Raw genomic sequence first — 12,748 nt, forward strand, 5'->3', positions numbered from 1 at the left:
CCGTACGCCCTGCCGCGGCGCCTCGCGAGGAGCTCGCCCGCCCCCTGCGGACGGCAAGCACAGAAAAACGAAGGCAAGGAGGGACGACCCTCTCCTTGCCACTCTCAACGTATAGCGCACCGGGGGGCTTGCGGCAAGGCCCCGGTCCTCCCGCAGAATGGCCGGCCTTGACCGAAATCCACGAAAACGGGGGCCGCTCAGTGCGTGTGCTGCTATCGACGTACGGGTCGCGCGGGGACGTCGAACCGCTGGTGGGACTCGCGGTGCGCCTGCGGGAACTCGGCGCGCAGGCGCGGGTGTGCGCACCGCCCGACGACGACTTCGCGCAGCGGCTGGCCGGTGCCGGCGTGCCGCTGGTGCCGGTCGGCCGGTCGGCGCGCGCGCTGACGACCGAGGCGCCGGCGCCCTCGTCCCTGCCCCGGCGCGCGGCCGAGCTGATCGCCGATCAGTTCGACGCGGTCACCGCGGCGGCGGAGGGATGCGACGCGCTGGTGGCGACCGGCATGCTGCCGGCGGCGGCCGGCGCGCTCTCGGTGGCGGAGAAACTGGGCGTCCCCGCCGTGTCCGTGACCTTCCAGCAGCTCACCCTTCCGTCACCGCACCGCCCTCCCCTGGCGTATCCGGGCCGGCCGTTGCCGCCGGGAGTGAGTGACAACCGGGCGCTGTGGGACCTGGACGCCCGGAACGTGAACGCGCTGTTCGGCGAGGCGCTCGACACGAACCGGGCGGCGATCGGCCTGCCACCGGTGGACGACGTCCGCGGCTACGTCGTCGGCGACCGGCCGTGGCTGGCGACGGATCCGTTCCTGGACCCGTGGCGAAGGACGCGGGACCTCGACGTCGTGCAGACCGGCGCGTGGTTCCCGCCCGGCGAACGGCCGCTGCCGGCCGAGGTGGAGGCCTTCCTGGACGCCGGCCCGCCGCCGGTGTACGTGGGCTTCGGCAGCATGCCCCTGCACGCCTCGCGCGACATCGGCCGGGTGGCCGTCGAGGCGGTCCGCGCGCAGGGCCGCCGCGTCCTCCTCTCCCGCGGCTGGGCCGGCCTGGCCCCGGTCGACGACCGGGACGACTGCTTCGTCGTCGGCGAGGCCGACCACCGGGCGCTGTTCGGCCGGGTGGCCGCCGTCGTGCACCACGGCGGCGCGGGCACCACCACGACGGCCGCCCGGGCCGGCGCGCCCCAGGTGGTGGTGGCCCAGGCCGCGGACCAGCCGTACTGGGCCGGCCGCGTGGCCGGGCTGGGCATCGGCGCGGCGCACGACGGCCCGGTCCCGACCGTCGCGTCCCTGTCGGCCGCGCTCGGTACGGCCCTGGCCCCCGGGACCCGCGCCCGGGCGGCCGCCGTGGCCGCCGCGGTCCGCACCGACGGGGCGGCGGTGGCCGCGCGGCTGCTGACCGACGCGACCGGCGGACACGGGCCGTCGGTGACCGCGTGAACCACGCGGGATCAGTGAACCGGGCCGCCGCGCGCCCCGACCGCGCGGCCTCACATCGGAGCCAATGACGTGAACCCCTCGACCACCAGCGTCTTCGACCTTCCCGACCACCTCTCCCCCAAGGCCGACCCGGCGCTGATCGCCGGTGACGAGCAGCACTTCGCGGCCGTCGCGGAGTGCCTCGAGCGGTCGATCGCCGAGGTGTCCGGCCGCCTCGACGCCGCGCGCAGGGCGCCCGGCGGCCTGGGCCGGCAGGCGATGGACCGGGACCTCGAGATCCACCGGCTGACCGCCCGGCTGCGCACGCTGCGCCGCTTCGGCCTGGACCTGTGCCTGGGACGCACGGTCGGCGCGGACGACCCCGAGCCCGTGTACATCGGACGGCTCGGCCTCACGGACAGCACGGGCCGCCGGCTGCTGGTCGACTGGCGCTCCCCCGCGGCCGAGCCGTTCTTCGGAGCCACCCACGCCCACCCGATGGGTCTGGCGAGCCGCCGCAGGTACCGCTGGACCGACGGCCGGATCAGCGACTACTGGGACGAACCGTTCACCTCGGACGGCCTGGTCGGGCACGCCGCGCTCGACGCCCAGTCCGCCTTCATCGCCGGCCTGGGCGCCGGCCGGTCGCCGCGGATGCGGGACGTGCTCGGCACCATCCAGGCCGACCAGGACTCCGTCATCCGCGCGGGATCCCGCGGCGCCCTCGTCGTCGACGGCGGCCCGGGCACCGGGAAGACCGTCGTCGCCCTGCACCGCGCCGCCTACCTCCTCCACTCCGACCCCCGCCTCGGTCACCGCCGGGGCGGCGTGCTGTTCGTCGGTCCGCACCGGCCCTACCTGGCCTACGTCTCCGACGTCCTCCCGAGCCTCGGGGAGGAGGGCGTGCAGACCTGCGTCCTGCGTGACCTCGTCGCCGAGGGGGCCGCGGCGGGGACCGAGGCCGACCCGGACGTGGCCCGCCTGAAGTCGTCCGCGGACCTGGTGAAGGCGATCGAGACGGCCGTCAGGTTCTACGAGGAGCCGCCCGCCGAGGAGGTGACGGTCACGACCCCCTGGTGCGACATCCGGCTGGGCCCCGACGACTGGGCTGCGGCGTTCGGGGCGGCGGAACCCGGTACGCCGCACAACGAGGCGCGCGAGCAGGTCTGGGAGGAGCTGCTCACGATCCTGATGGACCGGCACGACGACGAGGCCGCGGCGCGGGACGGCGACGTACCTGCCGGTCTGCTCCGTGAGTCGCTGTCGCGGAACAGGGAGCTGGTCACGGCCTTCCACCGCGCGTGGCCGCTGCTCGAAGCGGCCGACCTGGTCGCAGACCTGTGGTCGGTCCCCGCCTACCTGCGGATGTGCGCTCCCTGGCTCGGCCCCGACGAGGTGCGCAGGCTGCAGCGCGCGGACCCCCGTGCCTGGACGGTGTCCGACCTGCCGTTCCTGGACGCGGCCCGGCAGCGGCTCGGCGACCCGGAGTCGGCCCGGCGCAGGCGTCGGCACGAGGCCGTCATGGCCGCCCAGCGCGAGCGCATGGCGCAGGTGGTCGACGACCTGATCGAGGCCGCGGCCGACTCCGGCGCCGACGGTGACGAGGGCGAGGGCCTGGTGACGATGCTGCGCGGCGAGGACGCCCGGGTCAGCCTGGCCGACGAGTCCGAACTGCCCGCCGCCGATCCGGACCTGCTCGCCGGCCCGTTCGCCCACGTCGTCGTGGACGAGGCCCAGGAACTGACCGACGCGGGGTGGCAGATGCTGCTGCTGCGGTGCCCGTCCCGGAGCTTCACCGTCGTCGGGGACCGCGCCCAGGCCCGGCACGGGTTCACGGAGTCGTGGCGGGAACGGCTCGAGCGGGTCGGTTTCGACCGGATCGAGCTGACCTCCCTGAGCATCAACTACCGGACGCCGGAAGAGATCATGGCGGAAGCCGAGCCGGTCGTCCGGGCCGTGCTCCCGGACGCCAACGTGCCGACCTCGATCCGCAGCGGCGGCGTTCCCGTCGTCCACGGGTCCGTCGCGGATCTGGACTCGGTCCTCGGCACCTGGCTCGCCGCGCATGCCGACGGGATCGCCTGCGTCATCGGCGGTCCCGCGTTCCGGGAGAGGCCACGCGTCCGATCGCTGACCCCGGAACTGTCGAAGGGACTCGAGTTCGACCTGGTCGTCCTCGTCGATCCGGAGACGTTCGGCGAGGGCGTCGCAGGAGCGGTCGACCGCTATGTCGCGATGACCCGGGCGACCCGGCAGCTCGTCGTCCTCACCAGCCCCTGAGGCCGGCCGGCGGACCCCGCGTGCGGGCGGGGCGGCCCACGGCGTACGGTCGGCGTGCGGGTCCCGGGCCCGCACCGCCCGGACGTGACGGGGCCCTCCCGCACGGCCGCCGTTCGCACCGAGGAGAAGCGTTGTCCCCCGACACCCCGCCGGCCGGCACCGAAGCCGGAGCGAAGACCGACGCCGGCTTCTGGCAGGAGCGCCGGGTGTGCTTCCTGACCACCCTGCGCCCCGAGGACGGCACCCCGCACCTGGTGCCCGTCGGGGTCACGTACGACCCCGAGACCCGTGTCGCCCGGGTCATCAGCGACGCCGGGAGCAAGAAGGTCCGCAACGTGCGCCGGGCCGCCCCGGGGGCCGTGGTCGCCGTCAGCCAGGTCGACGGCCGGCGCTGGTGCACCCTGGAGGGCACCGCCGTCGTCAGGGACGACGCCGAGTCCGTGGCCGAGGCCGAGCGCCGCTACGCCGAGCGCTACAGGCAGCCGCGCGTCAACCCGAACCGGGTGGTCATCGAGATCACCGTCACCCGCGCCCTGGGCACCGCCAAGCCGCCCGGCTGGTGACGCCGCGGGCCTCCCGGGGTCCGGCGACGGGGGGAACGGTCACTCACCGGACGGGGCCTCCCGCCCACCATGCGGTGGGCGGGAGGCCCCGTCCGGTTCTGCGTCCCCGCCTGCCGGGTTCCGGCTCAGCCGACCGGCGTCGCCGGGTCCTTGCCCGCCGGCGACGGGCTGTGCCCGGGTCCCCGCTCCGGGGCGGCGTCCGAGCCGCCGGACTCCTCGGCGAGGCGCTCCATGCCACTGGTGGTCTTCAGCGGCTTCTCCCTCAGGAACACGACGGCGACCAGCGCGAGCAGCGCGAACGGCGTGGCGATGAGGAACAGGTCGGCCGTGGCGACGCCGTAGGCGTGCTCGACGACGGACCGCATCGGGGCGGGCAGCGCGGACATGTCCGGGACGCTGCCCTCGCCCGAGCCCTCACCGGCCGGCGCGGTGACGCCCGCTTCCCTGAGCCCCTCGGTCATCTCGCTGGTGACCCGGTTGGCGAGGATCGCGCCGAGGACGCTGGTGCCGATGGTGCCGCCCATGCTGCGGAAGAAGGACAGCACGGAGGTCGCGGCGCCCAGTTCGGCGGCGGGCACGTCGTTCTGGGCGGCGAGCACCAGGTTCTGCATCAGCATGCCGACGCCGGCGCCGAGCACCGCCATGTAGAGGCTGAGCAGGGCGAAGGAGGTGTCCGCGTCGATCGTGGAGAGCAGGCCGAGACCGGCGGTCATGACGACCGCGCCCGCCACCAGGTACCGCTTCCACCTGCCGGTCCGGCTGATCACCTGCCCGGCGACGGTCGACGACACCAGCAGGCCCAGGATCATGGGCAGGCTCATCAGACCGGCGACGGTCGGCGACTTGCCCAGGGAGACCTGGAAGTACTGCGAGAGGAAGACGGTCCCGCCGAACATGGCGACACCGACCAGCAGGCTGGCGACGGTGGTCAGCGTCACCGTGCGGTTGCGGAAGATGTCGAGCGGGATGACCGGCTCGGGGGTGCGGGCCTCCACGAGGACCGCGGCGGCCAGCAGCAGCACGCCGCCGCCCGCGAGCGCGGCGGTCTGCCAGGACGCCCAGTCGAACTCGTTGCCGGCCAGCGACACCCAGATGAGCAGCGCGCAGACACCGGCGACGATCAGGAAGGCGCCGAGCCAGTCGATCCGCACCTCGCGCCGCGTGGTGGGCAGCCGCAGCGTGCGCTGCAGCAGGGCGATGGCGAGCAGGGCGAACGGCACGCCGATGAAGAAGCACCAGCGCCAGCCCAGCCAGGAGGTGTCCACCAGCACACCGCCGACCAGCGGCCCGGCCACGGTGCCCACCGCGAAGACGGCGCCGAAGATGCCGGCGTACTTGCCCAGCTGACGGGGCGGGATGATGGCGGCCATCACGACCTGCGCGAGGGCGGTCAGGCCGCCCGCGCCGATGCCCTGCACGACCCGGCTGAAGATCAGCAGGCCGACGCCGTGGGAGAAGCCCGCCAGCAGCGAGCCGATCACGAACATGCCCAGCGAGAGCTGGAGCAGCAGCTTCTTGTTGAAGAGGTCGGACAGTTTCCCCCACAGGGGCACCGTCGCGGTCATGGCCAGCAGTTCGGAGGTGACGACCCAGGTGTAGGAGGACTGGCTGGCGCCCAGGTCGGTGATGATCGTGGGCAGCGCGTTGGACACGACGGTGCCGGCCAGGATCGCGACGAACATGCCGGCCATCAGACCGGACATGGCCTGGAGTATCTGCCGGTGGGTCATGGCGGCGGGAGGCGCGTCGTCGGGCGCCGGGGGTGAGGTCACGAGATCTCTTTCGGTGGTGGTCGGACGGTCCGCGCGGGCCGGGCGCCGGCGCGTGTCGGCGCGTCGGCGCACTCGGGGCGCGGACGGACAGCGGGGGTGACGGCCGCGGCCGGGGGCCGGGGGCCGGGCGGCCTGCGCGGTGACTCAGGCGGAGGGGGCGGGGAGACCGGCGGCGAGGAGGGCGAACACCTCCTGGAAGACCTCGAGGAAGGCCACTTCCTCCTGCCGGGCGCACCAGTGCTCCACGCTGGTGCGCACCGCGGTGCCCGCCACCGCGGCCAGCAGCCGCGGGTACAGGTCGAGCGCCTCGCGCCGCTCCTCGTCGGTCCCGGACCCGGACGCCGGCCGGCCGCCGGAGCGGATGCGGGCGGCGATGGCCTCGGCCAGTCCGGTCTCGTCCGCCATGTGCGCGCCGAGACTGCGCACCAGCAGGTGCGGCGAGGCGTGCAGCACCCGGGCGTGCAGCCGCCACAGCTCGTGCTGCTGCTCGGCCTCGGCGAGCTCCGCCACCATGGCCTCGCGCAGGGCCTCCAGCGGGGAGAGCGCGGCCGGCGCATCGAGCACCGCCCGCCGTATCCGGGCGCCCGTGTCCGCGTCGATCACGACGAAGGCGTCGTCGCGTGTGTCGAAGTAGTTGAAGAAGGTCCGCACGGACACCCCGGCCGCCGCGCTGATCGCCTCGACGGTGACCTTCTCCACGCCGTGCTCGGCGGCCAGCCGCACCGCGGCCTCGGCGAGCGCGGCACGCGTCGCCCGCTTCTTCCGCTCCCGCAGTCCGCCCCCCGAGGCGCTCTTCTCCGACATGTTTTGCATGGTATGCAAAGATGCACGTCGTGCAAAATTAGCGGCGGATCCGGCGGCCCGGCGGTCTCCTCCCGGTGTCGCCGTCCGGAACGGCGGGACGGTCCGCGCCGCCGACCGGACCGCGGGCGCCCTGTCCGTGGTCGACCCGGGGACGGCACCGTCACGAAGCCCACGGCGCCCGTCGCGCCCGCCGCACGGATGCGGCGGGCGCGACGGGCGCCGGGTGCGGCACGCGGCTGCCCGCTACTCCTTCTCCGCCGCCTCGCGCGTCGTGAAGGGCAGCACGAGCCGGGAGCGGTGCGCGGCATCGCGGTAGGTCGTGTGGGTGACGGGACGGCCCACCGGCAGGTGGAAGGCGTCCGGCGGCAGCAGGGCGTTGTGCTCGTCGGCGAGCGGTTCGCCGTCGGAGGGCTCCACGACCAGCCTGTGGCCCGGCAGGAACGTCGCCGCGGAGGGGCAGACGCGCAGCACGTACTCCTCGATCCGCCCCGGCTCGACCGGCACCGCGCGGATGGGCGGGTGGTGGGGGTCGCCCCCGGTGGTGCGCTCCTCGTCGAGCGCGCGGTGCGAGGCCTTGAGGTAGGCGGTGGTGACGAGCCGGCGCCTGCCGTCCGGAGCCTCGTCCCACAGGCGCAGGATGAAATTGGTGTCGGGCTGGTCGATCTCGGCGAAGAGGTGCGCCGCGCCCTGACCGATCATCTCGGTGGGCTCGGTGAACGGGGCGGTGCTCCAGCTGAGGATCTCCACCTTGTCGGTCACCGTCAGCGGCGCCCGGTAGAAGCCGTCGGGGGCGGCGTGTTCGGCGCCCATCGGCTCGGGCTCGAAGGAGAGGCCCCGGCGCGGGCGGAAGTGGAGCGACCTGTACTCGACGTCCTTCGGCGGCCACTGCGCGCCGGTGACGGTCTCGCGCGAGCCCTCGACGTGGACGGTGACGGCGGGCTCGTCCATGACCCCGTTGTCGATGCCCTTGATCCAGTAGTCGTACCAGCGGAACATCTTGTCGTGCTCCTCGACGAAGGGGCGCGACTGCATCGGCGGGTAGGGGCCGATGTCGAGCTTCTTCGAGCCCTTCAGCGCCTTGTACGGCTCGATGGTGCCGTCCATCGTCCAGCCGCGGCCCTGGTCGATCTGGAGCCAGACCGGGATGTCGATGTTCGGCGCGAGCGTGATCGGGTTGCGCTCCTCGTACCACTCGCCGTCGACCTCGTTCATCACGATGTCGAACCGGGCCTCGTGGTTCTTCGGGTGGTTGAGCACATGGACCAGGTTGGGCCAGGCGGCCACGTCCGGGTCCCGCAGGCGCTCGGCGACGCGCCTCTCGATCTCCCCGGGCGAGCAGGTCTCCAGCATGCGGGACTTGACGCCGTCGGTGAAGGCCCAGCCGGAGTCGCCGCCGCGTCCCTCACGGGCGGCACGCGGCATGAACCACATGACGCCGCCGTGGTAGGTGGTCTCGTAGAAGTCGTAGTGGCCGCCGCTGACGAAGATCGCCTTGAGGCTCGGCGGCCGCTCGGCCGCCGCCAGCACCTGCATCGAGCCGAAGCAGGAGATGCCGATCATGCCGACGTTGCCGTCGCACCACGGCTGCGCCGCGACCCACTCGATGAAGTCGTACGCGTCCTGGCCGAGAGGGACGCCGCCGGCGTTGTAGTTGCCGATGTGCTCGCCCCCGGAGGCGCCCGAGCCGCGCAGGTCGCCGATGACGTGGACGTAGCCCTCCTCGACGACGCGCGCGATGTCGCCCGCCTCGATGCAGCCGTCCCGCATCGGGCTGGGCCGGCGCTGCGGCGGCGTGGTGAGCGCGAGGGCCTGCGGCTCCTTGCCGTACGGGCTCAGGGCCACCGGGAACACTGGCCGCCGCCCGCGGCGCGGTCCTCGTGGCCCAGGTCGCGAACGCACTGCCCGCCTCGCTCAACGGCCTCTTCCAGGAGGACCTGGACACCCACGGCTCCCAGCTCACGTGGATCACCGCCGCGTTCATGATCGCCGTGGTCTGCTTCGAGTTCACCTTCGGGGTCCTCGGCGACCTCTTCGGACGGCGAAGGCTCGTCGCGTCCGGCACGGCCCTGGTCGCCGCGGGCAGCACCGTGTCCGCGCTCGCCCCCACCGTCCAGGTGCTGTGGATCGGCGCCGCCCTGAACGGACTGGGCGCCGGCGCCATGTTCCCCGGCTCGCTCACCGCGATCACCGCCGTCACCCGCACCATGCGGGAACGGGCGCACGCGGTGGCGCTCTGGAGCGGCTTCCTGTCCGCCGGCGCCGCCGTCTCACCCCTGTTCGTCGGCATGTTCGCCGGGATCGGGTCGTGGCGCGGTTCCTCCTGGGTGCTCGTCGGACTCGCCCTGGCCTGCACGGTGCTCACCCTGACACTGGCCGCGGAGTCGAAGGCACCCGAGGGCCGCGGGCTCGACGTGCCCGGTCAGATCACCTTCGCCGTCGGCCTCGTCCTGGTGCCGTACGGCGCCGTCGAGGGGCCCGAGTCGGGCTGGACCACCCTTCCCGTCATGCTCGCCTTCGCCCTCGGCGCGTGCTTCCTCGCCGGGTTCGTGCTGGTGGAACTGGGCGCCGAGTCCCCGATCCTCGACCTGGGGCTGTTCCGCAACCGGGCCTTCACCGTGTCGTCCGCCGTCGCCGTCATCGGCATGCTCGCCTTCCTCGGCGCCTGCTTCGCGACGAGCATGTGGCTGGGCCCCGTGCAGCACCAGGACCCGATCCGCGTCGCGATCCCCTTCCTGCTCCTGCAGGGGCCCGCCTTCCTCCTCGTCCCGGTCGTCTCGCGGCTCCTCCACCGGGTCGCCGCCTCCTGGCTGCTGACCTCCGGATCCGCCCTGATGGCGATCGGCTGCCTGCTGTGCGCCCGGCTGGACGTCACCGACCCGGGGCTCGGCGCGTTCGTCGCGCCCGCCCTGCTGGTCGGCACCGGTTTCGCCCTGACCGTCAGCTCGGTGACGGCCGTGGCGCTGAACAGCGTGCCCCCCCCCGCACCTGGCGGGCACGGCCAGCGCCACCGCCAACATGCTGCGCGACCTCGGCTTCGCGCTCGGCCCCGTCGTCGTCGGCGCGGTCGCCCTCAGCGGCGCCGGGTCCGCGTTCGCGGCGAACCTGTCCGGCACCGGCCTGCCGGCCGGTCAGGTGGCGGCGGCACGCGAGACCGCCGAGGCCGGAGGGCCCATCGCCGTGAACAGCCTGCCGCCGGGCGCGCCGGGATCCGCGGCGCACGGTCTGGCCCTGGACGCCCTGGGCAGCGGCTTCAGCACCGCGTTCCTGGTGTGCGCCGCGGCGGCCGCCGTCGCCGCGGCGCTGACCTCCTTCGGCATGACCGGGACCCACACCCGCCGTTCCGCCGGGGACTCCGCCGGGGACGAGGTGTCCGCGCCCCTGCCGTCCGGGCGCGACGGCACACCGGAACCGGCCCCCATGTAGGCGGTCGGGCCCGGGTCCGGGGCTGCCGCGCCCCGGGGCCGACCTCCCGCCGTCGGTCACGCGCGCCCTGCGGTTCGCCCGCGGCGGGAGCCCGCGTACGCGGCGTCGCGCAGTCGGCGCAGGCGTCCGGTGGGGCGCAGTCCGGGCAGGCTGTGGGCGTAGGGGTCGTAGGACACCGTGTCGGTGACCGGGGCGTTGCGCACCTCTTCCAGGGTCAGCGAGGCGAAGGTGCGCCAGGGTTCGCCGGCGGCGGCCGCGCGCAGGTCGAAGCGGACGGGCCGGTCGACGACCGCCCGGCGCAGCGCCGGCACGGAGCCCCCGGTCGGGCCGGCGGTGCCGGGGACGGGGAAGGCCGCCAGCACGCGTGCGCGGTCGCCCACCCGGTAGGACAGCAGGGTGGAGTACGGTCCCGCCAGGGCCCTGGGCCGCAGCAGCGGCAGCCGGCGGCCGAGGCGGCCGGAGCCGCTCGACGTGAGCAGCATGTCGAGGACCGTGCCGGGACCGTCGGCATCCGTGACCCGTACGGCCAGGCCCAGTCCGTCCGGCAGCCGTCCGGGCAGGCCGAGCGCACGGGACCAGCGCACGGTCACCAGGTAGGATCCGGGCCGGTCCAGCCACGGCACGCCCCATCCCGCGCCGGTGCGGCCGGGCACGTCCAGCGTTCCGGAGCACAGCACTCCGTAAGGGTGCAGGGCCGGGGCCGAGCGCCACCGCGCCAGCCGGCCGGCGACTCGGTGCGCGGCCCTCTCGAGCATCACGGGGCGCCTCAGGAGCCGGGACGGATGACGGCGCGGACGCAGCCGTCGGTCTTGTGCTTGAACAGGTCGTAGGCCGTGGGTGCCTCGTCGAGCGAAACGGTGTGGGTCGCCAGGTGGGCCGTCTCGATCTCGCCGGCGGCGAGCCGCTCCAGGAGCATGGGGATGTAGCGCTGCCCGTGCATCTGCGCGCCGCGCACGGTGAGCCCCTTGTTGATCACGGCGCCGAGCGGGAACTTGTCGACCGCGCCCGCGAAGACGCCCAGGACGAAGACGGTGCCGGCCTTGCGGCAGGCGTGGATGGCCTGGCGTACGGCGGTGGGCCGGTCGGTCTGGAGCCGGAGCTGCTGCTTGGCCTGGTCGTACAGGTGCATCGGGCCGTCGCTGTGCGCTTCCATGCCGACCGCTTCGATGCACACGTCGGGACCGCGTCCGCCGGTGCGTTCGCGCAGTTCGGCGGCTACGTCCGTGGTGGTGTAGTCGATGGTCTCGGAGCCGGCGTACCGCTCGGCCATGGCCAGCCGCTCGGGAACGCGGTCGATGGAGATGACCCGTTCGGCGCCGAGCAGCAGCGCCGCCCTGGCGGCCATCTGCCCCACGGCGCCGCAGCCCCAGACCGCGACCACGTCGCCGGGCTTGACGCCCCCGAGATCGGCGCCCATCCATCCGGTCGGCACGGAGTCGGAGACGAACAGGGCACTGGTGTCGTCGATGCCGTCGGGGACGGAGAAGGCACCGTAGTCGGCGAAGGGGACGCGCACGTACTCGGCGTGGCTGCCGCGCAGGCCGCCCATGGCGTGGGAGTAGCCGAAGATGCCGGCGGTCTCGTAGCCGAACAGTGCCTGGCCGGCGCCGGGGTTGGTGTTGGTGTTGTCGCACAGGGACCACAGGTCGTTGGCGCAGTACCAGCAGCGCCCGCACCCGACGAAGGAGCAGACGACGACCCGGTCGCCGACCTTGTGCTTGCGCACGGCGGACCCGGTCTCCACGACCTCGCCGACGAACTCGTGGCCGATCACGTCACCGGCGCGCATCGCCGGGATGTAGCCGCCGATGAGGTGCAGGTCGGAGCCGCAGGTGGTGCCCGCGATCAGACGCACGATGACGTCCTGGTCGTTGCGCAGTTCCGGGTCGGGGACGTTCTCGACGGACAGCTTGTTCACGCCTTCCCAGCACAGGGCCTTCACAGCACTCCCTCCCCGCCGGAGCGTCGGCCGATCAGGCCGACCAGCCGGCCGCCCGCGGTCGGACGGGTCGTCGGCGGCGCGTCGGGCCGCAGCACCTCACCCGCCTCCAGGAGGGCCTTGGCCTCGCGCAGCGCGACCCGGACCTCCTGGCGCGGATCCTGTCCGGCCAGGCGCGCGGGCAGGGAGGACGACAGGTCGGACGGCGGTTCCTTCAGCCGCGCCGCCAGTTCCGTGCCGCGGTCGCCCGGTGCCGGACGGACCCGCACGTCGATCCTGTCCTCGAGCCTCTGCAGGGAAGCGGGCAGCCTCCCGTCCGGCCGCACGTCCGTCATCGGGCGGTTGACCGTCACCGTGAGCCACCGGTCGCCCGCCCGGTCGTCGGCCCGGTTTCCCGACCGGGCCCTGCGCACCGCCACGGTCCCGGCGGCGACCGCCGGGACCATCCACAACGCCTTCTTCATGAGATGAGCCGCCTTCCGCCTCGGCACGTGGCCGTCGCCGTCCTGCGGCGGGTTTCCGCGACCGCCGGAGTGAAACGGCGGTGACCAG

10 protein-coding genes and 1 pseudogene are annotated in these 12,748 nt (G+C 74.2%); 5 read left to right on the forward strand and 6 right to left on the reverse strand.

The window, feature by feature from the left end:
- The first annotated feature begins 206 nt into the window (after nt 1–206).
- From GL259_RS05955 to GL259_RS05965, 3 genes are all read left to right on the forward strand, one after another.
- On the forward strand, nt 207–1,436 hold the full coding sequence (locus tag GL259_RS05955; RefSeq protein WP_208026600.1) for a glycosyltransferase: 1,230 nt from the start codon (nt 207–209) through the stop codon (nt 1,434–1,436).
- A 69-nt stretch (nt 1,437–1,505) separates the two neighbouring features.
- On the forward strand, nt 1,506–3,695 hold the full coding sequence (helR, locus tag GL259_RS05960) for an RNA polymerase recycling motor ATPase HelR (protein WP_159529864.1): 2,190 nt from the start codon (nt 1,506–1,508) through the stop codon (nt 3,693–3,695).
- Between the two features lie 131 nt (nt 3,696–3,826).
- Nucleotides 3,827–4,258 carry a TIGR03618 family F420-dependent PPOX class oxidoreductase gene (locus tag GL259_RS05965; RefSeq protein ID WP_159529866.1) on the forward strand — a complete coding sequence of 144 codons (432 nt, stop codon included), beginning with the start codon at nt 3,827–3,829 and terminating at the stop codon, nt 4,256–4,258.
- Between the two features lie 125 nt (nt 4,259–4,383).
- On the opposite strand, the gene GL259_RS05970 is transcribed toward GL259_RS05965, so the two are convergent.
- The 3 genes from GL259_RS05970 to GL259_RS05980 all read right to left on the reverse strand — a co-directional run bounded on the left by GL259_RS05970 (nt 4,384) and on the right by GL259_RS05980 (nt 8,676).
- Nucleotides 4,384–5,988 carry an MDR family MFS transporter gene (locus GL259_RS05970; protein ID WP_166461625.1) on the reverse strand — a complete coding sequence of 535 codons (1,605 nt, stop codon included), beginning with the start codon at nt 5,986–5,988 and terminating at the stop codon, nt 4,384–4,386.
- Nucleotides 5,989–6,174: 186 nt separating this feature from the next.
- Entirely contained in the window at nt 6,175–6,843 is a 669-nt protein-coding gene (locus GL259_RS05975; protein ID WP_159529868.1) for a TetR family transcriptional regulator, read from the reverse strand.
- Nucleotides 6,844–7,077: 234 nt separating this feature from the next.
- A complete protein-coding gene (locus tag GL259_RS05980) occupies nt 7,078–8,676 on the reverse strand; it encodes a CocE/NonD family hydrolase (protein ID WP_243762259.1) in 1,599 nt (532 codons plus the stop codon).
- A 35-nt stretch (nt 8,677–8,711) separates the two neighbouring features.
- Between GL259_RS05980 and GL259_RS05985 the strand changes: the two are divergent.
- Both GL259_RS05985 and GL259_RS38590 read left to right on the forward strand, forming a co-directional pair.
- A pseudogene (locus GL259_RS05985) lies at nt 8,712–9,758 on the forward strand (MFS transporter); the annotation flags it as partial.
- A gap of 91 nt (nt 9,759–9,849) precedes the next feature.
- Nucleotides 9,850–10,257 carry a hypothetical protein gene (locus GL259_RS38590; protein ID WP_243762260.1) on the forward strand — a complete coding sequence of 136 codons (408 nt, stop codon included), beginning with the start codon at nt 9,850–9,852 and terminating at the stop codon, nt 10,255–10,257.
- Nucleotides 10,258–10,313: 56 nt separating this feature from the next.
- On the opposite strand, the gene GL259_RS05990 is transcribed toward GL259_RS38590, so the two are convergent.
- From GL259_RS05990 to GL259_RS06000, 3 genes are read right to left on the reverse strand one after another with little or no spacing between them, the layout of a single operon-like run.
- Complete coding sequence (locus GL259_RS05990; RefSeq protein WP_159529870.1) at nt 10,314–11,012, reverse strand: phosphodiesterase; 699 nt, start codon at nt 11,010–11,012, stop codon at nt 10,314–10,316.
- A gap of 11 nt (nt 11,013–11,023) precedes the next feature.
- Nucleotides 11,024–12,199: a zinc-dependent alcohol dehydrogenase gene (locus tag GL259_RS05995; protein WP_159529872.1), complete on the reverse strand. Its 1,176-nt coding sequence runs from the start codon at nt 12,197–12,199 to the stop codon at nt 11,024–11,026.
- Entirely contained in the window at nt 12,196–12,660 is a 465-nt protein-coding gene (locus GL259_RS06000) for a hypothetical protein (RefSeq protein WP_159529874.1), read from the reverse strand. The genes GL259_RS05995 and GL259_RS06000 overlap by 4 nt, the downstream gene beginning before the upstream one ends.
- Nucleotides 12,661–12,748: the final 88 nt, after the last annotated feature.

Origin of the sequence: Streptomyces sp. Tu 3180, from assembly GCF_009852415.1 — a bacterium.
GTDB lineage: Bacteria > Actinomycetota > Actinomycetes > Streptomycetales > Streptomycetaceae > Streptomyces.